The 26,855-nt window shown below is 67.1% G+C and carries 29 protein-coding genes; 9 read left to right on the plus strand and 20 right to left on the minus strand.

The window, feature by feature from the left end:
• Window positions 1-29 precede the first annotated feature (29 nt).
• Together WKB88_RS17600 and WKB88_RS17605 are read left to right on the plus strand one after the other, a co-directional pair.
• A complete protein-coding gene (locus WKB88_RS17600) occupies window positions 30-533 on the plus strand; it encodes a hypothetical protein (RefSeq protein ID WP_341395863.1) in 504 nt (167 codons plus the stop codon).
• Window positions 534-710: 177 nt separating this feature from the next.
• On the plus strand, window positions 711-1,772 hold the full coding sequence (locus tag WKB88_RS17605; protein ID WP_341395864.1) for an Rv2578c family radical SAM protein: 1,062 nt from the start codon (window positions 711-713) through the stop codon (window positions 1,770-1,772).
• 96 nt (window positions 1,773-1,868) lie between these two features.
• On the opposite strand, the gene WKB88_RS17610 is transcribed toward WKB88_RS17605, so the two are convergent.
• Window positions 1,869-2,297: a (deoxy)nucleoside triphosphate pyrophosphohydrolase gene (locus WKB88_RS17610; protein ID WP_341395890.1), complete on the minus strand. Its 429-nt coding sequence runs from the start codon at window positions 2,295-2,297 to the stop codon at window positions 1,869-1,871.
• A gap of 419 nt (window positions 2,298-2,716) precedes the next feature.
• Between WKB88_RS17610 and WKB88_RS17615 the strand changes: the two genes are divergently transcribed.
• Window positions 2,717-3,958, plus strand: coding sequence for an MFS transporter (locus WKB88_RS17615; protein ID WP_341395865.1), 1,242 nt, complete (start codon window positions 2,717-2,719; stop codon window positions 3,956-3,958).
• A 102-nt stretch (window positions 3,959-4,060) separates the two neighbouring features.
• On the opposite strand, the gene WKB88_RS17620 is transcribed toward WKB88_RS17615, so the two are convergent.
• The 4 genes from WKB88_RS17620 to infC form a co-directional block, all read right to left on the minus strand.
• Window positions 4,061-4,993 (minus strand): TrmH family RNA methyltransferase, encoded by a 933-nt coding sequence (locus tag WKB88_RS17620; RefSeq protein ID WP_341395866.1) that lies wholly within the window; start codon window positions 4,991-4,993, stop codon window positions 4,061-4,063.
• 20 nt (window positions 4,994-5,013) lie between these two features.
• A complete protein-coding gene (gene rplT / locus WKB88_RS17625) occupies window positions 5,014-5,661 on the minus strand; it encodes a 50S ribosomal protein L20, sunset domain variant (protein WP_341395867.1) in 648 nt (215 codons plus the stop codon).
• Between the two features lie 123 nt (window positions 5,662-5,784).
• On the minus strand, window positions 5,785-5,979 hold the full coding sequence (rpmI, locus tag WKB88_RS17630) for a 50S ribosomal protein L35 (protein ID WP_104055427.1): 195 nt from the start codon (window positions 5,977-5,979) through the stop codon (window positions 5,785-5,787).
• A gap of 113 nt (window positions 5,980-6,092) precedes the next feature.
• On the minus strand, window positions 6,093-7,091 hold the full coding sequence (gene infC / locus WKB88_RS17635) for a translation initiation factor IF-3 (protein ID WP_445818955.1): 999 nt from the start codon (window positions 7,089-7,091) through the stop codon (window positions 6,093-6,095).
• 386 nt (window positions 7,092-7,477) lie between these two features.
• Between infC and WKB88_RS17640 the strand changes: the two genes are divergently transcribed.
• Complete coding sequence (locus tag WKB88_RS17640; RefSeq protein WP_341395868.1) at window positions 7,478-7,906, plus strand: DUF1844 domain-containing protein; 429 nt, start codon at window positions 7,478-7,480, stop codon at window positions 7,904-7,906.
• Window positions 7,907-8,025: 119 nt separating this feature from the next.
• Window positions 8,026-8,676 (plus strand): DnaJ family domain-containing protein, encoded by a 651-nt coding sequence (locus WKB88_RS17645; protein WP_341395869.1) that lies wholly within the window; start codon window positions 8,026-8,028, stop codon window positions 8,674-8,676.
• Here WKB88_RS17645 and WKB88_RS17650 read toward each other — a convergent pair.
• The 8 genes from WKB88_RS17650 to WKB88_RS17685 all read right to left on the minus strand — a co-directional run bounded on the left by WKB88_RS17650 (window position 8,662) and on the right by WKB88_RS17685 (window position 14,799).
• Window positions 8,662-9,957: an MFS transporter gene (locus tag WKB88_RS17650; protein WP_341395870.1), complete on the minus strand. Its 1,296-nt coding sequence runs from the start codon at window positions 9,955-9,957 to the stop codon at window positions 8,662-8,664. The two genes, WKB88_RS17645 and WKB88_RS17650, sit on opposite strands and share 15 nt — an antisense overlap.
• Window positions 9,958-9,993: 36 nt before the next feature.
• Window positions 9,994-10,842 carry an SseB family protein gene (locus WKB88_RS17655; RefSeq protein ID WP_341395871.1) on the minus strand — a complete coding sequence of 283 codons (849 nt, stop codon included), beginning with the start codon at window positions 10,840-10,842 and terminating at the stop codon, window positions 9,994-9,996.
• Window positions 10,843-10,847: 5 nt separating this feature from the next.
• Window positions 10,848-11,597: a bifunctional 1-(5-phosphoribosyl)-5-((5-phosphoribosylamino)methylideneamino)imidazole-4-carboxamide isomerase/phosphoribosylanthranilate isomerase PriA gene (priA, locus tag WKB88_RS17660; RefSeq protein WP_341395872.1), complete on the minus strand. Its 750-nt coding sequence runs from the start codon at window positions 11,595-11,597 to the stop codon at window positions 10,848-10,850.
• 85 nt (window positions 11,598-11,682) lie between these two features.
• Window positions 11,683-11,841: a hypothetical protein gene (locus tag WKB88_RS17665; RefSeq protein WP_341395873.1), complete on the minus strand. Its 159-nt coding sequence runs from the start codon at window positions 11,839-11,841 to the stop codon at window positions 11,683-11,685.
• 4 nt (window positions 11,842-11,845) lie between these two features.
• A complete protein-coding gene (gene hisH / locus WKB88_RS17670) occupies window positions 11,846-12,484 on the minus strand; it encodes an imidazole glycerol phosphate synthase subunit HisH (RefSeq protein WP_341395874.1) in 639 nt (212 codons plus the stop codon).
• Entirely contained in the window at window positions 12,481-13,098 is a 618-nt protein-coding gene (hisB, locus tag WKB88_RS17675; protein ID WP_341395875.1) for an imidazoleglycerol-phosphate dehydratase HisB, read from the minus strand. The genes hisH and hisB overlap by 4 nt, the downstream gene beginning before the upstream one ends.
• A 59-nt stretch (window positions 13,099-13,157) precedes the next feature.
• The gene (locus WKB88_RS17680; RefSeq protein ID WP_341395876.1) at window positions 13,158-14,267 is read right to left on the minus strand and encodes a histidinol-phosphate transaminase; all 1,110 of its coding nucleotides are present in this window, start codon (window positions 14,265-14,267) and stop codon (window positions 13,158-13,160) included.
• 97 nt (window positions 14,268-14,364) lie between these two features.
• Window positions 14,365-14,799 carry a LysM peptidoglycan-binding domain-containing protein gene (locus WKB88_RS17685; RefSeq protein ID WP_341395877.1) on the minus strand — a complete coding sequence of 145 codons (435 nt, stop codon included), beginning with the start codon at window positions 14,797-14,799 and terminating at the stop codon, window positions 14,365-14,367.
• Between the two features lie 387 nt (window positions 14,800-15,186).
• On the opposite strand from WKB88_RS17685, the gene lexA reads away from it, so the two are divergent.
• Window positions 15,187-16,023 carry a transcriptional repressor LexA gene (gene lexA, locus WKB88_RS17690; RefSeq protein WP_341395878.1) on the plus strand — a complete coding sequence of 279 codons (837 nt, stop codon included), beginning with the start codon at window positions 15,187-15,189 and terminating at the stop codon, window positions 16,021-16,023.
• Window positions 16,024-16,098: 75 nt separating this feature from the next.
• Here lexA and WKB88_RS17695 read toward each other — a convergent pair whose 3' ends face one another.
• Together WKB88_RS17695 and hflX are read right to left on the minus strand one after the other, a co-directional pair.
• Window positions 16,099-18,150, minus strand: a complete 2,052-nt coding sequence (locus tag WKB88_RS17695; protein WP_341395879.1) for an ATP-dependent DNA helicase — start codon at window positions 18,148-18,150, stop codon at window positions 16,099-16,101.
• Complete coding sequence (gene hflX, locus WKB88_RS17700; RefSeq protein WP_341395880.1) at window positions 18,143-19,711, minus strand: GTPase HflX; 1,569 nt, start codon at window positions 19,709-19,711, stop codon at window positions 18,143-18,145. The genes WKB88_RS17695 and hflX overlap by 8 nt, the downstream gene beginning before the upstream one ends.
• Before the next feature lie 120 nt (window positions 19,712-19,831).
• Between hflX and WKB88_RS17705 the strand changes: the two genes are divergently transcribed.
• On the plus strand, window positions 19,832-20,452 hold the full coding sequence (locus tag WKB88_RS17705) for a class I SAM-dependent methyltransferase (RefSeq protein ID WP_341395881.1): 621 nt from the start codon (window positions 19,832-19,834) through the stop codon (window positions 20,450-20,452).
• 138 nt (window positions 20,453-20,590) lie between these two features.
• On the opposite strand, the gene dapF is transcribed toward WKB88_RS17705, so the two are convergent.
• From dapF to WKB88_RS17730, 5 genes are all read right to left on the minus strand, one after another.
• Window positions 20,591-21,532 carry a diaminopimelate epimerase gene (dapF, locus tag WKB88_RS17710; RefSeq protein ID WP_341395892.1) on the minus strand — a complete coding sequence of 314 codons (942 nt, stop codon included), beginning with the start codon at window positions 21,530-21,532 and terminating at the stop codon, window positions 20,591-20,593.
• Window positions 21,533-21,552: 20 nt separating this feature from the next.
• A complete protein-coding gene (miaA, locus tag WKB88_RS17715) occupies window positions 21,553-22,521 on the minus strand; it encodes a tRNA (adenosine(37)-N6)-dimethylallyltransferase MiaA (RefSeq protein ID WP_341395882.1) in 969 nt (322 codons plus the stop codon).
• Window positions 22,522-22,527: 6 nt separating this feature from the next.
• Complete coding sequence (gene miaB / locus WKB88_RS17720) at window positions 22,528-24,063, minus strand: tRNA (N6-isopentenyl adenosine(37)-C2)-methylthiotransferase MiaB (RefSeq protein WP_445818956.1); 1,536 nt, start codon at window positions 24,061-24,063, stop codon at window positions 22,528-22,530.
• Between the two features lie 61 nt (window positions 24,064-24,124).
• A complete protein-coding gene (locus WKB88_RS17725; protein ID WP_341395883.1) occupies window positions 24,125-25,108 on the minus strand; it encodes a permease prefix domain 1-containing protein in 984 nt (327 codons plus the stop codon).
• Window positions 25,105-25,443, minus strand: a complete 339-nt coding sequence (locus WKB88_RS17730) for a PadR family transcriptional regulator (RefSeq protein ID WP_341395884.1) — start codon at window positions 25,441-25,443, stop codon at window positions 25,105-25,107. The genes WKB88_RS17725 and WKB88_RS17730 overlap by 4 nt, the downstream gene beginning before the upstream one ends.
• A 77-nt stretch (window positions 25,444-25,520) precedes the next feature.
• Between WKB88_RS17730 and WKB88_RS17735 the strand changes: the two genes are divergently transcribed.
• Both WKB88_RS17735 and WKB88_RS17740 read left to right on the plus strand, forming a co-directional pair.
• Entirely contained in the window at window positions 25,521-25,979 is a 459-nt protein-coding gene (locus tag WKB88_RS17735; protein ID WP_341395885.1) for a hypothetical protein, read from the plus strand.
• Between the two features lie 32 nt (window positions 25,980-26,011).
• The gene (locus tag WKB88_RS17740) at window positions 26,012-26,665 is read left to right on the plus strand and encodes a maleylpyruvate isomerase family mycothiol-dependent enzyme (RefSeq protein WP_341395886.1); all 654 of its coding nucleotides are present in this window, start codon (window positions 26,012-26,014) and stop codon (window positions 26,663-26,665) included.
• Window positions 26,666-26,855 lie beyond the last annotated feature (190 nt).

Raw genomic sequence — 26,855 nt, forward strand, 5'->3', positions numbered from 1 at the left:
AGCGCAAACCGCGTCCCTACACTGGCAGCGTGAACCTCCGCCGCGCAGCTCCCCCCTCCCCCGCGTTTTTCGCCGGGATCCGCCGGGTACTGAACGTCATCAATCTGAGCACCCCTGCCGGGCTCGCCCTGGCCCGGGCAGGCAAATGCCGCATTTCCCGGGGCCCGGACGGACTGCTCCTGGCCGGCGGCTGGACCTGGCCGCTGCCCCGGGCAGCGGCCTTCACCGTCGGCAACGTGATTCTGTACCGCTCCCGGGTCGCTCCTTCATTCCGGCCCCTGTCTTCGGTGCCCGCACCCGGCGACGCAGGCCGGAGCGCCCTGCTGCGGCACGAGGCCCGGCACAGCAGCCAGTACGCGGCACTCGGCCCGGTGTTCCTGCCGCTCTATTTCCTCGCCGCCGGAATCTCCACGCTCCGCACCGGCGATCCGGCGTCGGGCAATGTCTTTGAGCGCCTGGCAGGACTGGAGGACGGCGGCTATGTGACCCGCCGACCGCCCGTCCTGACCCGCCGCCCTGACCCGCCGTCCTGACCCGCCGCCCTGACCCACCGTCCTGACCCGCCGCCCTGACCCACCGTCCTGACCCGCCGAGATGGCAGAAAGTGTGCCTTTTGAGGGCCGGGAAGAGCACTTTGTGCCATTTCGCGGGGTGGAGGGAATGCCAGCGGGACTACCCGGGCTATTAGTACATGTGTTCTAATGGACGGCATGAGATGGGAAGCGCAGGAACCGAAGGCGGCCGGAGCACAGGACGCTCTTCTGGCCCTGCAGGGCGTGGTGCGCAGCGTGAAAACACCGGAGTTTGCCGGCATTACCTTTCACGAGGTGATATCGAAGTCGGCCCTGAACAAGGTCGGGAAAACATCCGGCATGCCGTTCAGCTGGACCATCAACCCCTACCGCGGGTGCAGCCACGCCTGCGTTTACTGTTTCGCCCGCAAGACGCACACCTATCTGGACCTGGATGCGGGCATGGACTTCGACAGCCAGCTCGTCGTGAAGACCAACGTGGCCGAGGTGCTTCGGCGTGAGCTGGCCCGGCCCTCCTGGCAGCACGAGCATGTGGCCATGGGCACCAACACGGACCCGTACCAGCGGGCCGAAGGCCGGTACAAACTGATGCCGGACATCATCCGGGCACTGGCCGCTTCCGGAACACCGTTCTCCATCCTGACGAAGGGCACGCTGCTGGCGCGCGACATCCCCCTGCTCAAAAGCGCCGGCCAGGACACCGAGATCGGCATGGGGATTTCGCTGGCGCTGCTCGATCCCGATCTGGCGCACCGGGTGGAACCGGGGACGCCCGCACCCAAGGCGCGGCTTGAGCTGATCAGCCGGCTGCGGGACGCCGGGCTCCCCTGTTCAGTGATGGCCATGCCGATCCTGCCCTGGCTCACTGACGGGGACGAGTCGCTGGACGCACTCTTTTCCGCTCTTGCCGCTGCAGGCGCCACCGGAGTGACTGCCGGGGCGCTGCACCTGCGCCCCGGAGCAAGGGAGTGGTATCTGGCCTTCATTGCCCGCGACTACCCCCACCTGTCCGGCAAGTATGCCCGGCTGTACGGCGGCGGAACCTATGCTTCCAAGGAGTACCGCCAATGGCTGGCCGGGCGGGTGAACTTCTTTAAGAAAAAGCACGGTTTTACCTCCCGGGCGGAGTTCATGCCGCTGCGGCGGTCCGGGACGGACAGCAGTGCTTCAGCGGCGGTTCCGGAAAGAACGACGGCGGCAGCGGCTGCCGGCGCAGCAGGCACGGAACCGCTTTTTTAACGGAGACGTCCGGCGCTGAGCCGTCAAGGCCCTTGGCGGCCGCGCCCCGCAAGGGCAGCGTTCCTGAACGGGAGCCCGGGATAACGGCAGAGCGGGCTAGTGAGGCCCTGCGGCGTCGAGCATGGCCGAGACAATCGGCAGGTCGGCCGGAATCCAGTCCAATGCGGCCAGTTCCTTCGGATCAAGGGCAACCCAGCGAAGCTCGTCGTGATCTTCCAGCGGTGCCGGAACACCGCGGGTGACCTCCGCCAGCCACACGCGCATCGCTGCCCGGTCGTTGAGCGGCCACCCCTGGGGGCCGGGGCCGGAAATCTCGGCGCCCAGCAGGACCTCCACTCCCAGTTCCTCGCGCAGTTCCCGGTGCAGGCCCTCTTCACAGCTTTCCCCGGGCTCTACTTTCCCGCCGGGGAACTCCCACATGCCGGCGAACTGCTCCGGCGCCGTGCGGCGGGCGGCAAGCATCTTGGTGGGGGCAGCAAGACTGTCCACGAGGGCAGCGCCCACAACTTGTTTGAGTTCGAGAATAGACACGAATCGAGTCTACGGGCCCGGCTGGCCTAAACTGGAGCGAGCGCACCGTTGCGGTTAACCGCAGCCCCGGCAGGCTTTCCCGCCGCGGATTCTGCGCTCCTTCCCGTTTCAGTGCCCGCCGGCTCCCGCCCGGAGCCAGCTGCCGTGCTTTCCTGCGGCCCTGACCGTCCTCCCGGCACAGGCATGTTGACCGGCCCCGGCCGTCCCGCGCGAATATGGCAACAACCCCGTCAGCGGGAGTTTTGGGCCCCTTGGAGGACGCAGCTGAGCCGGCAGGCAGCGGCCATCCGATATCCGGGGCCTCCTCACTCGGACCAAGGGAGCCAGGGGCCGCCCCGGCCACGGCAGATTTGAACCAAGCGGCAGCCGCGCCGTCCGGCACCGTACACGAAGCTAAGTTCTGAAAGAGTTTGATGTCTTTAACCCCCGCACTCCAGGCCAAGCGGGCATCGCTGGCCGTCTTCGCCCTTGCCGTCGGCGGATTCGCCATCGGCACCACTGAATTCGCCATTATGGGCCTGCTCCAGGAGATGGTCACGGATCTGGGCATTTCGGTGCCGGCCGGCGGACACGTCATCTCTGCCTATGCGTTTGGCGTGGTGGTCGGTGCCCCGGTCCTCGCCGCGCTGGGCGCACGCATTCCCCACAAGACCATGGCAGTGGGCCTCATGGTGCTCTTCACCGTGGGCAACCTGTCATCCTTCTTTGCCCCTGATTACCAGTGGCTGCTGGTCACCCGCTTCCTGTCCGGGCTGCCCCACGGCGCATTTTTCGGCGTCGCGGCGGTGATTGCCGCTTCCCTGGTGGCCCCGACCCGCAGGGCCCGCGCCATTTCCATGGTCATGCTGGGCCTGAGCATTGCCAACGTGGTGGGTGTCCCCTTTGCCACCTGGCTGGGACAGCAGGCCGGGTGGCGTTGGATGTTCGTGATGGTCGGGGCCATCGGACTGCTCACGGTGGCCCTCACGGCCCGGTTCGTTCCGTTCAAGCCCGCCCATCCCGAGGCCAGCATCCGCCGCGAACTCGGAGCCCTGCGCAGAATCCAGGTCTGGCTGGCGCTGCTGGTGGGCACGGTGGGCTTCGGCGGGTTCTTTGCCGTTTATGCCTACATCTCCCCCACCATGACCAATGTGGCCGGCTTCGAGACGTCAATGCTCCCGCTGATTGTTGGCCTGTACGGTCTGGGGAACGTCTTTGGGAACATCGCCGGTGGCAGGCTGGCCGACCGCAGCGTGATGGGCAGCATCTACGCCATCCTGCTGGGCACCGTACTCATTCTGGCCGGCTATGCCTGGCTGGTGCAGTACAAGGCGGGCGCGCTGGTGCTGGTCTTCCTGGTCGGGGCAATAGGCTCCATGCTGGTTCCGCCGCTCCAGACCAGGCTCCTTGATGCCTCCCCCGGTGCCCAGTCCCTGGCGTCCTCGCTGAACCACGCGGCGCTCAATATGGCGAACGCCCTGGGGGCCCTGCTGGGCGGCGTGGTCATTGCCTGGGGCTGGGGCTACCGCTCGCCCGCCGTCGTCGGCGCCGTCCTGGCCCTGCTGGGACTGGGCATTGCCCTGATGAGCGGCTGGCTGGACCGGCGCGGCCCGAAGCAAGCTGCTCAGGCCGCTGGGCATACCCGTCAGGGTCCGGGTAAATCGCCCGTGCAATAGGAACTGCTGGGGGGGATCCCCTGCTCGGCGCTGTTGACGGCCGCAGCAGGGACTTGGTTTTCGCTGCCGGCACGACGGCGCTGGCCTTTGGCGCGCGGCGTGCTAGCGGTTTTGGGCGCGCGCCGAGGCGTACAGGCACACAGTGGCCGCGGTTCCCACATTCAGGCTTTCAGCGCGGCCGTACACGGGGACTGCCACGCGGTGATCGGCAGCAGCCAGCTGCGCGTCGCTGAGGCCCTGGGCTTCATTGCCGAAGAGCCACGCGGTGGGGTTTTCCAGCCGCGGCTGGGACGGTTCGACGACGGCGGCCTCGTCGGGGACGGCGCCGGCCGGGGCCAGCGCGGGCGCCAGCCGGCGGACCGCGCTTTCGTCCTGGAGCCGGTCAAGGTCCACGTCGCCGTAGCCGTCGGCGGCCAGGACGGTCAGGCCGTGGGCATGCAGGGCCGCCATGACAAAGTCAAAGTCAACGCCGGTGACAACCGGAAGATGGAAGAGGGACCCTGCGGTGGAGCGCACCGCTTTGGGATTGTGGATGTCAACGCTGGCGGAGGTGAGGATAACGGCATCGGCACCGGCGGAGTCAGCGGCCCGCAGGATCGTTCCGGCATTGCCGGGATCGCGGACCTCGCAAAGCACTGCAACCAGCTGCGCTCCGGATGCCAGCACATCGTCAAGGTCATAGTCGGTGATGCGGCACACCGCAACGACGCCCTGAGGGGAAATCGTGGTGGCCATGGCGGCGATGACCTCGTCTGTGGCCAGGCGCAGCGGCAGCTCGGCGGCCAGCTCCGCCAGTTCCGGCAACCGCTCGAGGCACGCCTGCGTGGCGAAGACTTCAAGTACGACGCCGGAGCCGCCGGCGGAGGCATCCGCCCGGTGGCTCAGCAGAGCCTCTCGGACGGCCTGCGGCCCTTCGGCCACAAAGCGGCCGGTCTTTAAACGTGCCGGGCGCCCGGCCAGCTTCGCCACGTCCCGTACCCGATCTGCTCGGGGATTGGACATTGGCGGAGCCGACGGGCGCCCAACAGTGTTCATGATCGGTTAATAACCGATTTCTAGCCCTGGAACTTCTGGCGGGATTCTCCGCCAGCAGGCTCCAGGCCGGCAGCCTTGGCGGCTTCGACGGAGTTGAACCAGTACTCGGCGACAGTCTGCTCGTACCAGGTGGAACCCGGAACGTGGTACTTGCCGGAGCCCAGGTTGCCCTTGATGACAAAGCCCTCGGGAGCGTCGCCCTCGGAAGCCTTGAAGCCACCCTTGGCGTCGGCAACGGCAGCGGCCGGCTTGGAGGCAGCCGGAGCAGCCTTTGCAGCGGGAGCGGCGGCGACGGCCGGAGCGGAGGTGTCGGACGGCAGCGCGTTCTTGGCGATCTGAACCAGCGTGGCGAAAGCAGCGGCGTCGTTGACGGCCAGTTCTGCCAGCATGCGGCGGTCAACCTGGATCTCGGCAGCCTTCAGGCCCTGGATCAGGCGGTTGTAGGTCAGGCCATTGGCGCGGGATGCAGCGTTGATGCGCTGGATCCACAGGCGGCGGAAGTCGCCCTTGCGCTTGCGGCGGTCGCCGTAGCTGTACACAAACGAGTGCAGCAGCTGCTCTTTGGCCTTGCGGACCAGGCGTGAACGCTGTCCGCGGTAACCCTTGGCGCGCTCGAGAATAACCCGACGCTTCTTGTGGGCGTTTACCGCCCGCTTCACACGTGCCACGTGCGTACTCCTTTGGATAAATCTTCCGTGCGCCTGCTTGGGGCGCTCGGCCTGCTACTCAGGCCCGGAAAAGCTTGGTGGTGTGACGGAAGCCCGAACGGGCCGCCTGTCGAGGGGGAAAGACTAGATGCCCAGCATCTTCTTGATGACCTTGGCGTCTGCCGGGGCAACAAGCTTGTCACTGGCGAGGCGGCGCGTCAGCGTGGACGGCTTGTGCTCGAGGTAGTGGCGGCGGTTGGCCTGCTGGCGCTTGAGCTTGCCGGTACCGGTGAGCTTGAAGCGCTTCTTGGCGCCACTGTGGGTCTTCATCTTCGGCATGACTACCGATCTCCTTTGGGTTTCCGCAGGCTCAGAGCCTGCGGGGCTTTGGGCACCTTGCAGTGCCGGGGGTTTACTGGACGCCGGGACGTCCTGCGGGGAAAAGCTGAGTTCTACTCCGCAGTTCCGGGCTTGCTCTGGCTTGCTGCGCCCCGTGAAGGAGCAGCCTTGCCAGCAGGTTTGGATGCTGCAGCCGGCTTCGGCCGGGCAGCAGGCTTCGGCGCCGGCTTCATGGCCGTGGGCTTGGGCACAGCGGCCGGCTTGGGGGCCGGTGCCGGCTTCGACTCAGCGGGAGCCGGAGCTGCGGCGGGAGCCGCTGCAACCGGCGCGGGAGCCGGAGCCTTGGCAGCTTCTGCCGCGCGGCGTGCGTCTGCTGCTGCCTTTTCGGCAGCCGCCTGTGCACGCTTTTCAGCCATTTCCTTGTCAGCCTTTTCCTTCTCTGCGCGGGCCTTGTCAGCCTCGGCAGCGGAGGAACCGAGCCGCAGGCCGTCCGGCAGAAGATCTGCCAGGCTCTGCGTCAAAGGCGCCTTGTTCTCGGCGGAGGTGTCCACCCGTGCAGGTGCCTCGCCGTTCTTCACCGCTTCGTTGGCTGCCTTGGCATCCGCACGCTGCGACGCGCGGCGTGCTTCGGCCTTGGCTTCCGCCTTGTTCTTCAGCGGTCCGATAACCATGACCATGTTGCGGCCGTCGATGCGGGGAGTGGATTCCACCACGCCCACCTCGGCGACGTCGGCTGCGAACTTGTTCAGCAGCTTCATGCCCATTTCCGGACGCTGCTGTTCACGGCCGCGGAACTGGATCATGGCCTTGACCTTGTCACCGGCTGCCAGGAAGCGCATGGCGTGCCCGCGCTTGGTTTCGTAGTCGTGAGTATCAATCTTCAGACGGAAACGGATTTCCTTCAGAACGGTGTTCGTCTGGTTCTTGCGTGCCTCACGGGCCTTGACAGCGGCTTCGTACTTGTACTTGCCGAAGTCCATTAGTTTGCACACCGGAGGCTTTGCCTGCGGTGCCACCTCAACAAGATCCAGGTCGGATTCGGCTGCCAGACGCAGGGCGTCTTCGATACGGACAACCCCAACTTGCTCTCCAGCCGGTCCTACCAGCCGCACCTCAGGGACGCGGATTCGATCATTGATTCTTGGCTCGCTAATGTTGCAGCTCCTGATTTCTTCAAAACGGCTACCGCCTGCAACTGAAGAAGGCCTCCAATTGCACGCGCAATCGGAGGCCTCGAGGGGTCGGCGGGAGCTGCATCAGCAGCAACCTCCCGAAATGACCGGCCAGGCTGTACCTGGACCCGACACCGGGGGCCGACCATACCCGGCAACTCTGTCTTCTGCACAAGGGCCCGAGGGCACGTGGACTGAAGATTCAGGCTGACGCGGGTGGGAGGATTCTCCGCTTGCATACTGGCTGATGTGAGACAGTCAACAACCGCTCCGTGAAGGGCGCTGAAAGTAACGACAACCAGTTGGTCTGTGACAAGCTTACCAGTATGAGTACCCCACAGAGCAACCCGGCGGGCGAGCACACCCGCCATTCCTTCCCAGGCACCACGGAAGAGGTGCATGCCCCTTCCGCTGAAGAGCAGGAAGTGGCGGCCCAGATGCGCGACATCGCCGAGGTCCCCGCAATCGAAGTTATCACCACCGCCGCCGTACACCTGATGAGCGCCGCCGCCGTTAAGTGCGGCCTCGCCGAAGGCGACGACGCCGAGGAGCTGAAGGACCTGGACGAGGCCCGGAAGCTGATCACGGCACTGGCCGGCTTTGTTACCGCCGCAGCCCCGGAGATCGGCAGCCAGCATGCCGGTCCGTTGCGCGACGGGCTGCGCTCCCTGCAGCTGGCCTTCCGCGAGGCTTCCCTGGTTCAGGATGCGCCGGGCAAGGGCCCGGGCGAGAAGTTCACCGGCCCCGTCAACTAGTTTCCCCGCATCACGAAAGCCCGGGAGGATTGCCGCTGCGGCAAGCCTCCCGGGCTTTTTTCTGCCCGGAAGGATTGCGTAACCTGTACGGGACGTTGAACGGAAGGCGGTGACGCTCGATGGGCGGCAGGGGTGCCGAAGCCTACAAAAAGAGGCTGGAGCAGGCGGCGCGGCTCAAGGCTGCAGGAACGCCGGAGAATGCGGGCTACAAGCTGCCCGAGGGCCTCGGCGGTGCCGAAGAGGATGAGCTGGAGGCGAAGCGCCGGAAAGTCAGCGCGGCGGACAAGGCCGACTATCTCATCCGCGACGCCATGAACCGCGGGGACTTCGACAACCTGCGCTACGCCGGCAAGCCGATCCCCGGCCTGGATGATCCGGACCCGGACTGGTGGCTCAAGCGCCTGATCAAACGCGAGAACATCTCCGGCCTGGGGCCGCCCGCGCTGCTGCTGCGGGTGGAGGACGAGGAATTTGACGCGCGGCTGGACCGGCTGCCGTCCGAGCGGCAGGTCCGCGACGCCGTCGCCGATTTCAACACCCGGGTTATCGAGGCGCGGCGACAGCTGCTGGGCGGCCCGCCGGTGGTGACGAAGCTGCGCGATGAGGAGGCCGAGGTCCATGGCTGGCGGCAGCGCAGGGGCCTGCCGCCAGCCGCGGAGTCCGGCACGGCTCCTCCACCGGGCGCTGCACCGGAAACGCGGCACAGGTCCGGCCCGCGCAGCTGGCTTCGCCGTTTGCGTGCGCTGTTCGCTGCCCTACCGGGCCGCTAGCCGCGACGGACGCCGGCTGAACTTCCGTACGCTCAGCGTCACCGCAACCAGCAGCGCCGCGGAGGCCCCGGCGAAGATGAAGCCTGCCCAGGGCCCGATGAAATCGATTGCCGCGCCTGCCAGCGGTGCACCGAGTGCCGTGCCCGAGGTTAGGGCCGAACCGTACCAGCCCATGGCCTCGCCCCGCCGCTCCTCGGACACCAGGTCCGCGACGCGCTCGGAGGCGGAGGACAGCACCGGAGCGCAGAGCAGCCCGGCGGGGATGGAGAGCAGCGCGAGGCTGATGGTGTCGGTGGCCAGCGCCATCGGCAGTGTCAGGACAGCCATCGCGAGCAGCAGCAGCATGGGTGAGATGCGCCGCTGCATCGCTCCGTAGATCAGGCCGCCCACCACGGAGGCCGCGCACCAGACAGCGAAGACGATCCCCACCTGCCCGGGCTCGCCCGTATGCTCCACCAGGGCCACGATGCCGACGTCGGAGCTGGAGAGCAGCAGCCCTGCCCCGACCGCCACGGCAAAGACCACTGCCACGCTGAGCGTGAACCAGGAGAACCCCGAGCGCAGGCGCGCCCCGCGGCCCAGGACCGCCAGCGGCTGCAGTTCCGCGGAGGCTTCGGACAGGTGTGCAGGAGCGGCCGCGACCACGGCGGCGTTGGCTGCTTCGCGCTCCTGGACGGCGGTGGCGGCGTCGCGCGGGTTCTCGGACCGGGTGGGCGGATTGAACCAGATCAGCAGCAGTCCGGCCAGCGACGTCGTGATGCCCACCAGGGTCAGCCCGACCACCGAGGACAGCTGGGTGGCCAGGACGGCACCCAGGGCCGGTCCGCCCATGAAGACGACTTCGGTGGCAATTGAATCCAGGGCGAAGGCGGTGCGGCGCTGGTCGCCGGTGGCGAGCACGCCGAGGGACTGCCGGACCACACTGAACACCGGCAGCGTGAACACGCCGCCGATCAGCGCCAGGACGAGCAGCCACTCATAACTGGCGTGCGGGGCGATGGACCAAATCACGGCCTCGGAGATCACCGAGGGAATCAGGGCCCGGCGCAGGCCCACATTGTCCACCCGGCGGCCGCGCCAGGGGGCGCCGAAGGCAATGCCAATGGTGACGACGGCGGCGACCGCGCCGGCCTTGGCGTAACCCATGTCCATGGTCAGGACCACGTGCAGGGTCAGCAGCACCCCGGCCGCGGAATGCGGGAACCGGGCGATCATGCCCACCAGCAGCAGCCGGCGGATCGGGGCGACGCGGAGCAACTCCCCGTAGGCGGAAAAATTCACGGCACTTCACTTCCGGCGGTCCCCCGCCCAGCAAGGTCAGCGCGTGATTTTGAGTTCCAGGGAATCCACGCGCTCAACGAATAACGGATCGGCAGCGAGCCGTTGCTGCAGCAGTCCGGCGATGCCCTGCACCGCCTGCGCGTCCAGTCCCGGTGCCAGGTGAAGAACCATTCTAAGCTCAGGACCGGCGCCTCCTCCGGCCACCGCCGTCCCGCGCGCCGAACGTGTCACTGTTCCCGGCCCCGGAGCCAGCTGGACTGCGGTGACTGCGGGTTCCGCGCCGACGGCGGCGGAGACAACCTGCGCCACCTCCTGGTCGGCGTACGACGGCGTCCAGGTCCGCTGCTGGGCCAGCGCCCACATGGCCGGCCGGCGCACCACGAAGGTCACGTCGGCGCCCGGATCCACCACCAGCAGCTGCGCTTCCTCGGACACGGCGGAGAGGGCGGCGCGGGCGGCATAGACCGCCACCGGCCGGGCTTCCGGGTGCCACTGCTGCAGCGCCGGCACGGAGGTGAAGACCGGCAGCGCCTTGCGCCCGTCCGGCGCGGTGAGGGTGACCAACGCCATGTCGGCCTCCTTGTCCGCGGTCAGTCCGTGTTCGGACTGCGCTTCGGCGCCGAGGGTGGCGATGATGGGCACAAACACGCGGGCGGTGGCCAGCGCAGCCACTACGTCCGCTTCGGTGCCCGTGCCGGCTTCCAGCGCCGCCAGGGCTTCGAGGTAGCCTGCGTCGGCGGCGCCGTCGTCGGCGTCGAAATTGTGCAGCGGGTTGCCGTCGCCGGAAAGATCCCGGCCGGACCAGGGCTGCCCGGCGGAGTCGGACGGTCCCCCGGCCCCGGCGAGGGCGGCGGCGATGTGTCCGGGGAGGGCGCGCTCAGCCATGGGTCCTAGCGCTCCGGATGTCCGGCGATGTCGAAGGCCTGCGGCAGGGTGAAGGCGCCGGCGTAGAGGGCCTTGCCCACAATCGTGCCTTCCAGGCCCAGCGGAACGAGTTCGCGCAGGGCGGCCAGGTCGTCGAGGCTGGAGATGCCCCCGGAGGCGACGACGGGACGGTCGGTGCGCTTGAGGACTTCGCGCAGCAGTTCCAGGTTGGGGCCGCGCAGCGTTCCGTCCTTGGTGACGTCGGTGACCACGTAGCGCGGGCAGCCGGCGTCCTCCAGGCGGGCCAGGACCTCCCAGAGGTCCCCGCCTTCCTTGGTCCAGCCGCGGGCGGCCAGGGTGGTGCCGCGAACGTCGAGCCCGACGGCGATGGCCTCGCCGTAGCGGGCAATGGCGCTGGCGGTCCATTCCGGGTTTTCCAGGGCTGCGGTGCCCAGGTTCACCCGGCTGGCGCCCAGCTCCAAGGCCATGTCCAGCGAAGCGTCGTCGCGGATGCCGCCGGAGAGCTCCACCTTGATGTCGAGTTCCTCTACCACGCGCTTGAGCAGCGGAAGATTGGAACCGCGGCCAAAGGCTGCGTCCAGGTCCACCAGATGTACCCAGGCGGCGCCGTCGTTCTGCCAGGCCATGGCTGCCTCGAGCGGATCGCCGTAGCTGGTTTCGCTGCCGGCTTCGCCCTGGACCAGGCGCACTGCCTGGCCGTCCGCGACGTCCACGGCGGGCAGCAGTTCAAGGATGGGTGTTTCAACAAGTGACATGGTTCTGCTTTCCGTGGGGTTCAGTCCGGAGAGGGCGTGCGGGGCCCGGCGGGGTTGCCGGGCGGAGGTTTTGCTCAGGTGGCGGCTAGGCGGACGTGTCGATCAGGAGGTACGCGCCGAGGAGCGCCATTCCTGCCAGGACCCAGAAACTGACCGTGATGATTTTGGACATGCCCTGGCTGCGGAAGGAGATGGCGCCGCCGATCAGCAGTCCCGCCAGACCCATGAGAATGAGGCTCCACATGGCCCTAGCCCAGCGTCTTCAGCCAGTTTTCCAGCAGCGCCGCACCGGCGTCACCGGACTTTTCCGGATGGAACTGGGTTGCCGTCAGCGGCCCGTTTTCCACCGCAGCAACGAAGCGGCTGCCGTGTTCGGCCCAGGTGACCTGCGGGGCGCGCATGGCCGGCTGGGTGACGTCGAAGTCCCATTTCTGCACGCCGTAGCTGTGCACAAAGTAGAAGCGTTCGTTCTCGATGCCGGCGAACAGCTGGGTATCCTCCGGAGGCTGGACGGTGTTCCATCCCATGTGCGGCACCACGTCGGCTTTCAGCCGTTCAACGACGCCGGGCCACTCCCCCATGCCGGGGGTGCGGACGCCGTGCTCCACGCCCTCGTCGAAGAGGACCTGCAGTCCCACGCAGATGCCCATGACCGGGCGTCCGCCGGCAACGCGCCGGCCGATCAGGCGCAGGGCATCAACGTCCTTCAACCCCTGCATGACAGCGGCGAAGGCGCCGACTCCGGGCACCAGCAGTCCGTCGGCGTTCAGTACGTCGTCGGATTTGGCGCTCAGGGTGACGGTGGCACCGACGTGTTCCAGGGCACGGACGGCCGAGCGGATGTTGCCGGAACCGTAGTCCAGGACGGTGACGTTGCGGGCGGTCACAGTGCTCCCTTCGTGGAGGGGATGCCCTCAACCCGGGGATCCGGTTCCACGGCTGCGCGCAGAGCGCGGGCGAAGGCCTTGAACTGGGCCTCCACGATGTGGTGCGGGTCCCGGCCGCCGAGCACCGTCATGTGCAGGCAGATCTGGGCGTGGAGCGTGATGGCCTCAAAGACGTGCCGGGTCAGCGATCCGGTGAAGTGCCCGCCGATCAGATGGTATTCCTGGCCCGCCGGCTCGCCCGAGTGCACGAGGTAGGGGCGTCCGGAGATGTCGACGACGGCGTTGGCGAGGGCCTCGTCGAGCGGAACCGTGGCTTCGCCGAAGCGGCGGATGCCGGCCTTGTTTCCGAGCGCGGTCTTGAGTGCCTCGCCGATGCTGATGGCGATGTCCTCCACGGTGTGGTGGACATCGATGTGGGTGTCGCCGGTGGCCTGGACCGTGAGGTCGATCAGGGAGTGCTTGGCCAGCGCCGTCAGCATGTGGTCGTAGAACGGCACGGACGTGCTGATATCCGACTGGCCGGTTCCGTCCAGATCCAGCTGAACGACCACTGAGGATTCGCTGGTCACCCGTTCCAGGCGTGCGGTGCGGCCGGTGGTGGTCTCCACGGTCATGGTTTTCCTTTGAAAGAAGGTGGTCTCTGCTAACAGTTTAGTGGCTGCGCCCGGGTGCGTTAGCGGACGCCGGCAGCCAGCAGCTCGCGCAGCCGGGTCAGGAAGGCGCTGGTTTCAGCTTCCGTGCCGGCGGTGACGCGCAGGTGGCCGGTGATGCCGACGTCGCGCACCAGCACTCCCGCTTCCAGCAGGCCCTCCCACACTGCGCGCGGATCCTCCAGCCCGCCGAAGAAGACAAAGTTGGCGTCCGAGGGCGCCGGCTTCAGGCCGAGGGTCAGCAGCTCGGCGACGATGCGGTCCCGCTGGACCTTGATGGCTTCGACGTTGGCGAGCAGGGCGTCGGCGTGCTCAAGGGCCGCGTTGGCGGTGGCCTGCGTGACGGCGGAGAGGTGGTACGGCAGCCTCACCAGGCGCAGCGCATCGGTGACTTCGGGAGCTGCCGCCATATAGCCCACCCGCGCTCCGGCCAGCGCGAAGGCCTTGCTCATCGTCCGGGACACGATGAGGCGCTCACGTCCGGGCAGCAGCTGCAGGGCACTGGGGGTTCCGGCGTGGAAGAACTCGGCGTAGGCCTCATCCACGATCACGATCGCCTGCGAGGCAGCGCCGGCTTCATAGACGGCTTCGATGACATCAAGCGAGAGCGCCGTGCCGGTGGGGTTGTTGGGCGTGCAGAGGAAGACAATGTTCGGAGCCTGCTCGCGGACCTGGTCCGCTGCGGCGTCTGCCGTGAGGGTGAAGTCCTCGCTGCGCAGGCCCGTGACGTAGCGGGTGCCGGTGCCGCTGGCCAGCAGCGGATACATGGAATAGGTGGGCGGGAAGCTCATAGCTGTCCGTCCGGGGCCGCCGAAGGCCTGGAGGATCTGCTGAAGGACCTCGTTTGAGCCGTTGCCCGCCCAGATGTTTTCCGTACCCAGGCCGTGGCCGAGATATGCGGCGAGGCGCTCCCGGAGTTCGGTGAACTCGCGGTCCGGGTAGCGGTTCAGGCCTGCCACGGCCCGGTCAACGGAGGCGGCGATGGCCTTCCGCACCTGCTCGGGCAACCCGTGCGTGTTCTCGTTGACGTTGAGCAGGATGGGCACGTCAAGCTGCGGAGCACCGTAAGGCGCAAGTCCGCGAAGGTCATCGCGCAGGGGAAGTCGGTTCAGTCTCTCCAGCTGTTCAGTCACCACTACAGCTTAAGACTCCAAGGCGGGGCGGGAAGAATCCCCGTGTCGCAGCAGCGGGTTGTTACGTTCTGAGTTGTGCTTGGAACGGACCCGGGATTCAGGACTGGACCGGAATGAACAGCTGCACTCCGGCCGGCACGCGCTCGCTGGGCAGGTTGTTCAGTTCCATGATGTCGGCGACCACATCCCGGGGGTCGCGTTCCGGGGCGAATTCCTCGGCCAGGGCCCAGAGGGAGTCACCGGGAGTGACGCTCACCTGAAGGGTCCGCGTGACGTCCGGCCCGCCGTTCGAGGCGACGGCCGGGGCGGTGAAGAAGCCCAGCACGGTTAGCGCGGCAGCGGCCGTGAGCATCAGCGGCAAGCCGATAAACACCAGCCGGCCCCGCCGCGTGAGCCGGAGCCGGGCCGCCGGAGCCTGGTCTCCGGAGGCTGCGGCGGGCGAAACAGCTTCCGGCCCGGCTGCGGGCCGGGCCGGAGCCTGGGCGAAGGGGGCAGAGGTCCGGGACAGTGTGGATAATGCGTGGGCTGGCATGGAAATACCTTTCCGGTTCGAGAGCAGCAACGGCAGAGCCGAAGCTGTATTCGAATAAGTGAAAGCGGTGCGGAGTGAAGATTTCGAAACTATGTTCGAAGGTTGTGAACTCATTTCTAGCACCTATCTACTAATAAAGTCGAGACTCGCTCGAACAAATGTTTGAAAAGGCCGCTCCCCTCGCCTAGCGTTGAGTCCAGAGGAAGAGGGTTCGGCGGTTCACACCGGGCCGGTGCGGGGCGCGGGCCCCGGAACGGTTCGAACAGGACCACTGAATCAGCTGCCTCTGACATTCCCGCCGGCACGGCTTGCACAGCGTTCCGGCCCAGACATCCGCCCGACCAGCTCCGGCACCGCCCGGACCAGCTGACCCGAAGGGAACCCCACGTGGCCCGCAGGACTGCTTCCGAAGACAGCACCAATCAGCCAGCTGCGACCGGCACCCGTGCGCGCGCGAAAGGCCTCACTCCGCGGCAGAAAACCGTCCTTGAGATGATCCAGCGGTCCGTGAGCACCAACGGGTACCCGCCCACCATGCGGGAAATCGGGGACACCGTGGGTCTGGCGAGTCTGTCCAGCGTGACCCACCAGCTCATGCAGCTGGAGAAGCTCGGCTACATCCGCCGCGACCCCAAACGCCCCCGCGCCATGGAAATCCTCATTCCGCTGATGCTGCGCGACGGACAGCCGACTTCCCCCGGCGCCGACGGGGAGCCTTCGGACAGCCCACGCCGCACCGAGCCGGCGCTCCCGGCCGCAGGCGGCTCCGGCAGTGCAGGCGGCCGCTCCGCCGAGGGTGAGGTCGCCTCCGCGGGCCTGGCCACGGTCACCGAGCTCTCCACCTCCGTGGACACTGCCATGGTTCCCCTGGTCGGCCGGATCGCTGCCGGCGGGCCCATCCTGGCCGAGCAAGTGGTTGAGGACATCATGCCGCTGCCGCGCCAGCTCGTGGGACACGGTGACCTCTTCATGCTCCGGGTCTCGGGTGATTCCATGGTGGACGCCGCCATCTGCGACGGTGACTGGGTGGTGGTACGCCGCCAGCCCACAGCCGAGAACGGCGACATCGTAGCCGCCCTGCTGGACGACGAGGCCACGGTCAAAACGTTCCGCCAGCGCAACGGCCACACCTGGCTGCTGCCGCAGAACACCCGCTACGAGCCCATCGTGGGCGACCACGCCGTCATCATGGGCAAAGTCGTCTCGGTCATGCGCTCCCTCTAGCCCGACACACGCCAGACGACGCACACAAAAGGGCGGCCGGATTCTTTCCGGCCGCCCTTTTGCTTGTCTTCTGTTCTACTTCCGGGCTCCGGGAACCTTCTCCTGCGCCGCAGACTGCTCGGCCAGGCGGCCCAGCACCGACAGGACCACGGAACGGTCCGTCGTGGACCAGAACGGCGGCAGAGCGGCCCGCAGGAAACTGCCGTAGCGGGCAGTGGCCATCCGGGAGTCCAGGATGGCCACCACTCCGCGGTCTCCGGCGGCGCGGATCAGCCGCCCGGCCCCCTGCGCCAGCCGGACTGCGGCATGCGTTGCAGCCACCGACATGAACCCGTTCCCGCCGGCTTTGGCCACCGCGCGGGTGCGGGCCGTCATGAGCGGGTCGTCCGGACGCGGGAACGGGATCCGGTCAATGAGCACCAGACGGCAGGCGGTTCCCGGCACGTCAACGCCCTGCCAGAGCGACATGGTGCCGAACAGGCAGGTGTCGGGCTCCTCGGAGAACTGCTTGACGAGCGAGGACATCGAGGACTCCCCCTGGCACAGGATCGGAAAATCCACCCTGGTCCGCATTGCGTCGGCCGCGTCTTCGGCGGCCCGGCGTGAGGAAAACAGTCCCAGCGCCCCGCCGTTGGATGCTTTCAGCAGCGCCTCGATTTCGTCCAGCTGCGCCTCGGAGGTGCCCCGTTCGGGCTTGGGCAGATCCTTGGCCACGTACAGCACACCCTGGCGCGGATAGTCGAAGGGGCTGCCGACGTCGGTGCCCGTCCAGGAGGGTGCCCCGGGGCCCAGGAGCCCCAGCGCGCCGGCCACCGGACCGAACTCGGAACCGATGGCCAGGGTTGCCGAGGTCAAAACCACCGTGTGGCCGTCAAAGAGTCCTTCACGCAGCCTCCCGGCCACCGACAGCGGCGCAACGTTCAGGGTGGCCGGAGCGGTCTCATCCGGCGGGGAGTAGCCGCCCGACGGCGAGAAGGAGCTGGGCCGTGACGCCCAGATCACTTCCCCGGCATCGGGGGCGGAAACGAGCCGCTCACAGATGCCCAGCACGGCCATGAGGCGGGACCTGGCGGTCTGGCGCCCGCCGTCGGCCGTTTCCCCGGGCTCCGGCTTGGAATCGGACAGGGCCACCCGGCAGGCCTCGCGGACGCGGCCCACCGCCTGTTCCTGTTCCTCGTTCAGCCCGCTGGCCAGCAGCCCGGACGGAATGCCTTCCAGGGACTTGTCGAAGGCGCGCCCGGCCTGGGCCAGTTCTTCGACGCTGGCGGAGGTGTGCTTGCGCGCCGCGGTGACAGCGGCGGAAATTACGGTTCCGGAGAGCTGGCCGGTGACGGCGCCGGTCACCCGGTCCTGCAGCTCATGGGCCTCGTCGATGACCACCACGTCATAGTCCGGCAGCACAGCCAGACCCTCGAACGCGGCGATGGCCAGCATCGCGTGGTTGGTGATGACGACGTCGGCCACCGCAGCCTGGGCACGGGCGCGTTCACTGAAGCACTCGGCGGCCATCGGGCATTTCTGGGCGCCCAGGCACTCCATGGACGTCACTGAAACCTGGCGCCAGGCTTTGTCGCTCACGCCCGGAACAAGGTCGTCGCGGTCTCCGGTGTCGGTCTCCTCGGCCCATTCACGCAGCCGCACCACTTCCCGTCCCATCGCCGAGGTGGGCGAGGGTGCGGGATGGCCCACGGCGCGGTCTTCGCCGAGCGTAAACAGAGCACCGGCGGGATCCTCCTCTTCCGGGAATCCCCCGCCGGTCTTGTGCAGGCAGACGTAGTTGCTGCGGCCCTTGAGCAGCGCGACGTCGACCTCGCGCGGCAGCTTGGGCTTGAGCGTCTTGAGCAGGCGCGGCAGGTCCCGGCCCACAATCTGGGACTGCAGCGCCAGCGTGGCGGTGGAGACCAGCGTGGGCTTGGTGCTGTCCAGCGCGTGGTGGATCAGCGGCACCAGGTAGGCCAGCGACTTGCCGGTTCCGGTGCCCGCCTGAACCAGCAGATGCTGTCCCTCGTCAATGGCCTGCGTGACCTGGCGGGCCATTTCGTGCTGGCCCGGGCGGTTTTGGCCGCCCATGCCGGCTACGGCGGTGTCCAGCAGATCCAGGACTTCGCCGGTGGTGTCTTTACTCATGGGTGACGAAGGGCTCCAGTTCAGCTGCCAGGCCCTCGCGGACCATCACGTGCAGGCGGGTTCCTGCCTCGGCGTGTTCCACGGAAAGGATTTCCGTGTCCGAGCTGTGCAGCCGGGAGACAATCTCACCGCGGTCATAGGGCACCAGCAGGTGCAGGTCCACGCCGGGGCGGGGAATGCCTTCGGAGATGGCTTGCAGCAGCTCGTCGACGCCCTGGCCGGTCCGGGCGGAGACCACAACGTGGCGGCGTTCCTTCTGGCGCAGCCGTTCCAGGACAAACGGATCAGCGGCGTCGGCCTTGTTCAGGACGATGATCTCCGGAATGTTGCGGGCATCCACATCCGTGAGGACAGTGCGGACAGCGGCGATCTGGCCCTCGGGGTCCGGATGCGAGGCATCCACCACGTGCAGGATCAAATCCGCGTCGGCAACTTCCTCAAGCGTTGAGCGGAACGCCTCCACAAGCTGGGTGGGCAGCGAACGGACAAAGCCAACCGTGTCCGCCAGCGTGTAGCCGATGCCGTCTTCGGTCTGGGCCTTGCGAATGGTGGGGTCCAGGGTGGCGAACAGTGCGTTCTCCACCAGGACGCCGGCATCCGTGAGCCGGTTCAGCAGCGAAGACTTGCCGGCGTTGGTATAGCCGGCAATGGCCACCGACGGAACCTCGTTGCGCTGCCGGTTGGCGCGCTTCGTTTCCCGGGCTGGTTTCATTCCTGCGATTTCGCGGCGCAGCTTCGCCATGCGGGTGCGGATCTTCCGGCGGTCCAGTTCGATCTTGGTTTCACCGGGGCCGCGCGAGCCCATGCCTGCGCTGGCGCTGCCGACCTGGCCGCCGGCCTGGCGGGACATGGATTCGCCCCAGCCGCGCAGGCGCGGAAGCAGGTATTCCAGCTGTGCCAGTTCCACCTGGGCCTTGCCCTCGCGGGACTTGGCGTGCTGGGCAAAGATGTCAAGGATCAGCGCAGTCCGGTCGATGACCTTGACCTTGACAATGTCTTCCAGGCCGCGCCGCTGTGACGGGGCCAGTTCGCTGTCCACAATGACCGTGTCGGCACCGGTGGCCATCACGATGTCCTTGAGTTCCTGGGCCTTGCCCGAGCCCAGGAACGTCCCGGGGTCCGGCTTCAGGCGCCGCTGGATGATGCCGTCAAGCACCTCCGAGCCCGCCGTCTCGGCGAGGGCAGCAAGCTCCTGCAGGGAGTTCTCGGCGTCGGCCGCCGTTCCTTCGCTCCACAGGCCGGCCAGCACTACGCGCTCCAGGCGCAGCTGGCGGTATTCAACTTCGGTAACGTCTTCCAGCTCGGTTGACAGGCCGGCCACGCGACGCAGTGCGTGGCGGTCGGCCAGGTCTTCCTGGTCGCCGTCGTGCGATGAATGCCCGACGTCGTCAGAAAGGGCCTGGGCCCTGCCGCGCGGGGCGTTGCCGCCGGGGGCTTTGGCCTCCGCGGCGCTCTCCTTGGCGAGGATCCTGTCAATGACCCCCTGGATGTCCTCCGGGCTCAGCTCCGTATTGGGCTGGGCGGAACCGGATGTGCCAGGGCGGGAATTGTTGATCGTCATAATCTCCTTATAAGCCGTGTTCTCCATGGTAAGTCAGTGCACGGACATTTGGGGGCGTGATCTTCCCGCCGTTCCATCCGGTTTCTGCAGCCTGCCACAGACCCACTATTCTGGTTTGTTATGGGTTCAGACCATTACTTCAGTTCACAGCCCTCGGGCCCCGAGGTCCGCCGGCCGCTTCATGTCACTCTTGACGGCCGGGAGCGCACACTCGTCACGTCCGGCGGGATTTTCAGCCCCGACGCCATAGACAAGGGAACCGTGGTCCTGCTGGACGAAGTTCCTGCGCCCGCCCCTGCCGGCAACCTCCTTGACATTGGCTGCGGCTGGGGGCCGGTCGCCCTCACCATGGCACTCAAGTCCCCGGACGCCCGGGTGTTCGCCGTGGACGTCAATGAGCGCTGCCTGGGCCTGACCCGCGACAACGCCGCCGCCCTGGGCCTGGGCAATGTCACGGCGTCGCGGCCCGATGAGGTGGACCCCGACCTGCGCTTCGACACCATCTGGTCCAATCCGCCCATCCGCATCGGCAAGGACGAACTGCATGCCCTGCTGCTGCTGTGGCTGCCGCGCCTGGCTCCCGAAGGAACCGCGTGGCTGGTTGTCCAGAAGAATCTGGGGGCGGACTCGCTGCAGAAGTGGATGGCCGAGCAGCTCGGCGACGGTTTCTCCGTGTCCCGCCACAGCACTGCCAAGTCTTTCCGGATCATCAAGGTCGAGCGCAAAGCCCGCGTGAGCTAGCCGCCGAAACTGTCAGTGGTTCTTTCCATGCTTGGTTCAACCGCCTCCCCGGGCTGATTATTCCGTTCCGGGGAGGCGGTTTTCCGTGTTCCGGGACTCCGGCGGCGGGGCCGGGGCCAGAGGCTTGGAGGTTAGACGCTAGAGGAGCGTGCCGCGCGCCACGAGGACGGCAGGGCCGCTGAGCTCAACGTGTTCGCGGCCGTCTTCGGCGGTCAGGAAACGCACGCCAACGACGCCGCCCGGCACCGTGACAGCCCATTCGTTCGGGGCCTCACGTCCGGCCCAGAAACGGGTGGCGGCGGCAGCCGCGCACGCGCCGGTGCCGCAGGAGAGGGTCTCCCCCACGCCGCGCTCGTGCACGCGCATCGTCAGCAGCCCCACCCCGTCAACCACCAGCGGATCGGCGGGCACCACGAATTCAACGTTGGTGCCGTTCTCCGGTTCGGGCTGCACGGACGGTGCGGCCGTGAGATTGGTGGCGGCCAGTTCCGAGAGCTCCGCCAGCGCAACCACGGTGTGCGGGTTGCCCATGCTGACCGAGAGGCCGGGGCGCGGAACCTCCAGCCCGTCGGCGTTGACCACTGCGTCCATGGCCTTGGCGGCAGCATGGTCCGGATGGATGAACTCCCAGGGGCCCATGTCCACGGCGTAGCCGCTGTCCACGCGGGTGACTGTCTTGGTCCCGGCCCGCGTGCCGACGGTCAGGGTTTCGCCCTCGGTCAGCTGCACGAGGCCTTCGGCGAGCAGGAAATGGGCAAAGACGCGCACGCCGTTGCCGCACATCTCCGAGACGCTTCCGTCGGAGTTGTAGTAGTCCATGAACCATTCGGCCCCCGGGTCGCTCTGCAGCAGGGCCCGGCCCTCGGGAAGACGGGCTGAGCGGACTGCACGGATGAAACCGTCTGCGCCGATCCCGCGGTGCCGGTCGCATACGGCGGCTACCTCGGCCGGAGCGAGCACGCGGTCTCCGTCGGGATCGGCGACCAGCACGAAGTCATTTCCGGTGCCGTGGCCTTTGGCGAAGGAAAGACCGGCCAGGGAGGCGGGCAGGCCGGATGCGGAGAATCCGGAATCGGACAAGGGGGCGGAGAGTCTTGTGTTCACTGTTCAAGGATAGCGGCGGCGGCACGGGCGGTCAGTTCGGGATCGTCCCAGTCGAACCAGGTGATTCTCGGGTCGGCCCGGAACCAGGTCAGCTGGCGGCGGGCGAACTGCCGGGTGGCCACCACGGTCTCCTCCACCGCCGCGGGCACCGTCGACTCGCCGTCGAGCACGCGCAGGAACTGGGCATACCCCAGGGCGCGGCCGGCCGTCCGGCCCTCGCGCAGGCCGCGGTCCGCCAGCGCTTCCACTTCCGCCGGCAGGCCCTGCTCCACCATCCTGTCCACCCGGGCGGCCAGGCGCCGGTGCAGCAGGCTGCGCTCCACGGTCAGGCCGAGCTGGACAGCGGGCTGGAAGTACTCGCGGGTGGGCATGAAGGAGCTGAAGGGGCGTCCGGTGAGCCGGTGGACTTCAAGGGCCCGAACTACCCGGCGTCCGTCGCCAAGCCGGTCCGCTGACACCGGATCCACCTCGCGCAGCCGCAGCCGCAGCGCCTCCAGACCCGTCTTTTCGAGTTCGCGTTCAAGTTCGGCCCGCAGCACCGGGTCGGTGCCGGGGAACTCGAGAACATCCAGTGCAGCCCGGACGTACAGGCCGGAACCGCCCACGAGGATCGGATAGCGGCCGCGTGAACGGATCTCGGCGATCAGGGCGCGCGCCTGCTCCTGAAACCGGGAGACGCTGGCTTCCTCGGTGACGTCCATGATGTCCAGCAGGTGGTGCGGAACGCCGCGGCGCTCGGGCATGCTGATTTTCGCGGTGCCGATGTCCATGCCGCGGTAGAACTGCATCGCGTCGGCGTTGATCACTTCTCCCCCGAGCGCCAGGGCCAGAGAGACGCCCAGATCGGATTTGCCGGAGCCGGTGGGCCCGACGACGGCGACCACCGGCCGGTCCGGCCCGGCACCGGGCACGGACTCGCCGGGCACGGCACCGGGCGCGGCCTTACCGTGAAGGACAGGGTCCATTTCGGGTTAGGAGCGCGGAGGCAGCGTGGGCATGCCCAGGGAGACCCCTGGTTTTCCGCTGCCGGCAGCGGGCGAGGGGACGCCGCACGAATCGGCCTGCGACCGGTCCCAGGCGTCACCGGCACGCGAGCGGCGCAGCGTGTAGTCCGCGGCCGTCGCCGGGTCGGAGACCAGGTGGAAGGCGGCAGCGGAGGTGACGGGAACCGTCACCAGATCGCCGGGGCGCGGCACCGGGCAGCCCTCGGGCACGGAGAAGTGGACCAGGCGCTGGTCGCGGGAACGTCCGGACAGGCGGCCGGTTTCCTCGGACTTGCGGCCGGAGCCGGCAGTGACCATGACTTCCACCGTAGTGCCCACCTGCTTGGCGTTTTCCTCGGCGACAATGCGGTCCTGAAGTGCGGTCAGGCGCTCAAAACGTTCCTGGACCACGGCCTTGGGAAGCTGGTCCGGCAGGTCGGCCGCGGGTGTGCCGGGCCGCTTGGAGTACTGGAAGGTAAAGGCTGTGGCGAAGCGGGACTTCTCCACGACGTCGAGCGTGGCGGCGAAGTCTTCTTCGGTCTCCCCCGGGAAGCCGACAATGATGTCGGTGGAGATCGCGGCGTGCGGCATGCGCTCGCGGACGCTGTCCAGGATGCCCAGGAACTTCTTGGAGCGGTAGGAACGGCGCATGTCCTTGAGGACCTTGTCGGAACCGGACTGCAGCGGCATGTGCAGCTGCGGCATGACGTTCGGCGTTTCCGCCATCGCGTCGATGACGTCCTGGGTGAAGGCGGCCGGATGCGGGCTGGTGAAGCGCACCCGCTCCAGGCCCTCAATGTCGCCGCAGGCACGCAGCAGCTTCGCAAACGCGCCGCGGTCGCCGAACTCCACGCCGTAGGAGTTCACGTTCTGTCCCAGCAGAGTGACCTCGATGGCGCCGTCGTCCACCAGTGCCTGGATCTCGGCGAGGATGTCGCCGGGCCGGCGGTCGCGTTCCTTGCCCCGCAGCGAGGGAACGATGCAGAACGTGCAGGTGTTGTTGCAGCCCACCGAGATGGACACCCAGCCCGCGTAGACGGAATCGCGCCGGGTGGGCAGTGTGGAGGGGAAGACGTCGAGGGATTCCAGGATCTCCAGCTGCGCTTCGTCGTTGTGGCGGGCCCGCTCCAGCAGCGCCGGCAGCGAGCCGATGTTGTGCGTGCCGAAAACTGCGTCCACCCACGGGGCTTTCCGCTGGATGGTGTCGCGGTCCTTCTGCGCCAGGCACCCGCCCACGGCAATCTGCATGCCGGGGCGCGTTTCCTTCACGTGGGCCAGCATGCCCAGGTTTCCGTAGAGCTTGTTGTCCGCGTTCTCGCGCACCGCACAGGTGTTGAAGACGACGACGTCGGCCGCATCGCCGTCGGCGGGCACGTAGCCGGCGTTTTCCAGCAGGCCGGAAATGCGCTCGGAATCGTGGACGTTCATCTGGCAGCCGAAGGTCCGGACCTGGTAGGTGCGCGGGGGCTGCAGGTGCTCAGCGGGGACGGGGGAAGATGCGGGGGAAGATACAGTCAAACTCACATTCCTAGGGTACCTGCCGCGGGGCGGGGCCGGTGGTTCTCCGGCATCCGCCCCCGCTTCGTTACCGGGACGCCGGCTGCGGCACCGCAGCCTGCCGGGCGTTTTTCCGGGCTTTGCGGAACCCGTCGGCGATGTCCCACAGGCTGATGATCAGTACGGAAGCCGCGGTGGCCGCCCCGATCCAGGCGGCGGTATCCGTTCCCCAGCCGACATTGGACAGGAACGACCAGTCGAAGACCCGCCCGTTGGCCAGCAGCCACAGGACCGGAACCATGAACAGCAGGGCCAGGGCGGCATTCACGGCGGCAAAGGCATAGGTCCAGCGGCCGGCGACGTAGAGAACGACGGCGAACACGGCTTCCAGAACCAGCAGGACGACGATGTACGGCAGCCAGAACTCCCAGAGCTGTTCCTGCAAGACCAGCACCGGCTCGCCCTCCAGGTAAAAGAGGGACCCGACCCGCTGCCAGAGCAGGAGGCCGATAAAGAAGGCCAGGACAATAACCGAAGCGATGGTGTCGCTCAGCGAAATTCCGCCGCTGCGCTGGACCTGCGGCAGCATCTCCGGCGTCCACTGCTGCAGGCCGAGGTCTTTGCTCCGGGTGCCGGTGCGCTGGATGATCGCGAACACGAGCGTCACCCAGAAGGTGACCTGCACCAGCGCGGTGAGGGCTGCGCCGATCGCCGCACCGAACGCGGCGGCCGGATTTCCCGGATCGGCAGCCATCCGCACGAGGGTGACAGCCACGAAGGCCAGCGGCACCACGATCAGCAGCAGGATTCTCAGCACCCGCCACCAGTCCAGATAGAGATCGGGGCCGATCAGGTACAGCGGGCGGTCGGCATACCGGGCGGCCAGGCGCTGCGGATCACCGAATTCGGCGAGCACTGCGTTCTCGGCCTCGGCGGGCTGTTCACCCGCCTCGATCCGGGCATCGACGGCGTCGGTAATGGAGTCGCGCAGCTCCCGGTCAATATCGCCGCGCTGCTGCTCGGGAATGGATTTCAGAGCTGCAAAGACATAGCGGTCAGTGAGGGTGTTCATGATCCTGTTCCTTCATTGAGCTGGCAGATGGAGGCATGCAGGTTGTTCCAGTCCTTCAGCAGCTTCTCCAGCAGTTCCGTGCCCTGCCGGCTGGTGCTGTAGAACTTCCGCGGCCGGGCCTCCTCGGTGTTCCAGGAACTGGTCAGCAGGCCCTGTTTCTCCAGGCGGCGCAACAGCGGATAGAGGGTGTTGGCTTCGACGGCGAACCCGGCCCGGTTCAGGGCCTCCAGGAGTCCATAGCCGTAACCCGGGTGTTTGAGGATGGACAGGCAGGCCAGCACCACGGTTCCGCGGCGCAGTTCCTGCAGGTGTCCGCCCAGCAGATCTTCGTCCATGGGTAACACTATGGTGTGTAACACACACTAATGCAAGAGGCAGGATTCCTTTGAGCGATGAATGGCATACTCACCACATGATTGCCCTGCATGTACTTACGGTTACCGCTGCCTTGGTCTCAGGGCTCATGGTGCTTGTCTTACCCAAAGGTTCAGTTGCCCATAAGAGACTCGGGTGGCTGTACCTCGCGTCCACAGTGGTGATGGCGCTGTCTTCGTTCGGCATCTATGAACTCAGAAGCGGGCCGAGCCTTTTCCATGCGGTCTCGGTGATGATGCTGATAACAGTTGGTTTAGGCGTTTATCAGCCGTTACGGCGCAAAAGAAGCTCCACCTGGCTTTTCTGGCATCTCCTGCTCCTGCAGATCTCGTATGTCATGTTGGTCGTGACAGGCATAGCCCAGTTCTTTGACCGGCTGCCGTTTAGCAGCCCGGCCGCAAACGCGGTCGTTTTTCTCCAGCTTCCACTCATCACGGGCATCGTGTTTATTGCCCTCTCCGCCAGGTCTCACAGAATGACCCGTGTTCCTGCATAGAATTCGCGCACGGAAAGAGGTTGGATTGCCCCATGTCTTCCCTGTCTTTGGCCGCGGTGTGGCCGGCCGTCCACAATGAGCGCCAAGCACTCATTGAAGATCTTGAATCGCTCACCCCGGAGCAATGGGCCGCGCCCTCGCTCTGCGCCGGCTGGGACATTCATGACGTGCTGGCCCACCTCGTGGATACGGCGAAGACAACTCGTCTGCGCTTTCTCCGTGACATGGTTGCCGCAAAGTTTGATTTTGACCGGGCCACCGAACGCGGCGTCACCCGGGAACGTGCCGCGACCCCGGAGGCGACCCTGGCCGAGTTCCGTCGCCTGCGCGAAGCAACCAGGACGCCGCCGGCGGCCCCGGCAACCCGGCTCGTCGAAGCAATCGTGCACGGCGAGGACATCCGGCGTCCCCTTGGGCTCACAGGGACCTACCCGGGCGAGTCGGTCGACGCGGCCCTGCAGTATCAGCTCACAACAGGGGCCGCCCTGGGCGGAGGTAAGGAACGCGCGGTTGGATTCCGCCTGCAGGCTTCCGATTCACAGTTTGAGCACGGTTCCGGTCCGGGCGTCAGCGGAACCTCGCTGGCGCTCCTCATGGCTGTCTCGGGCCGCCCTGTTCATAGGGAAGATTTTTCAGGCGCGGGTGCCGCAGCATTCATCCGAAATCTGAAGGGAGCGTCTCGCTGAGCTGCCCCGGGCCGCAGGCCTTCTGCACACAGAAGGGGCCCGCCGGATAAATCCCGGCGGGCCCCTTCTGTGTGCAGGTCTAGTACCAGTTGTTGGCGTAGTGGAAGTTCAGTGCACCGCAGGGGCTTCCGTAGCGGGACTCTATGTAGCCCAGGCCCCAGTTGATCTGCGTTTTGTAGTTGGTCAGATA

This window comes from Arthrobacter sp. G119Y2, from assembly GCF_038069765.1.
Taxonomy (GTDB): domain Bacteria; phylum Actinomycetota; class Actinomycetes; order Actinomycetales; family Micrococcaceae; genus Arthrobacter_B.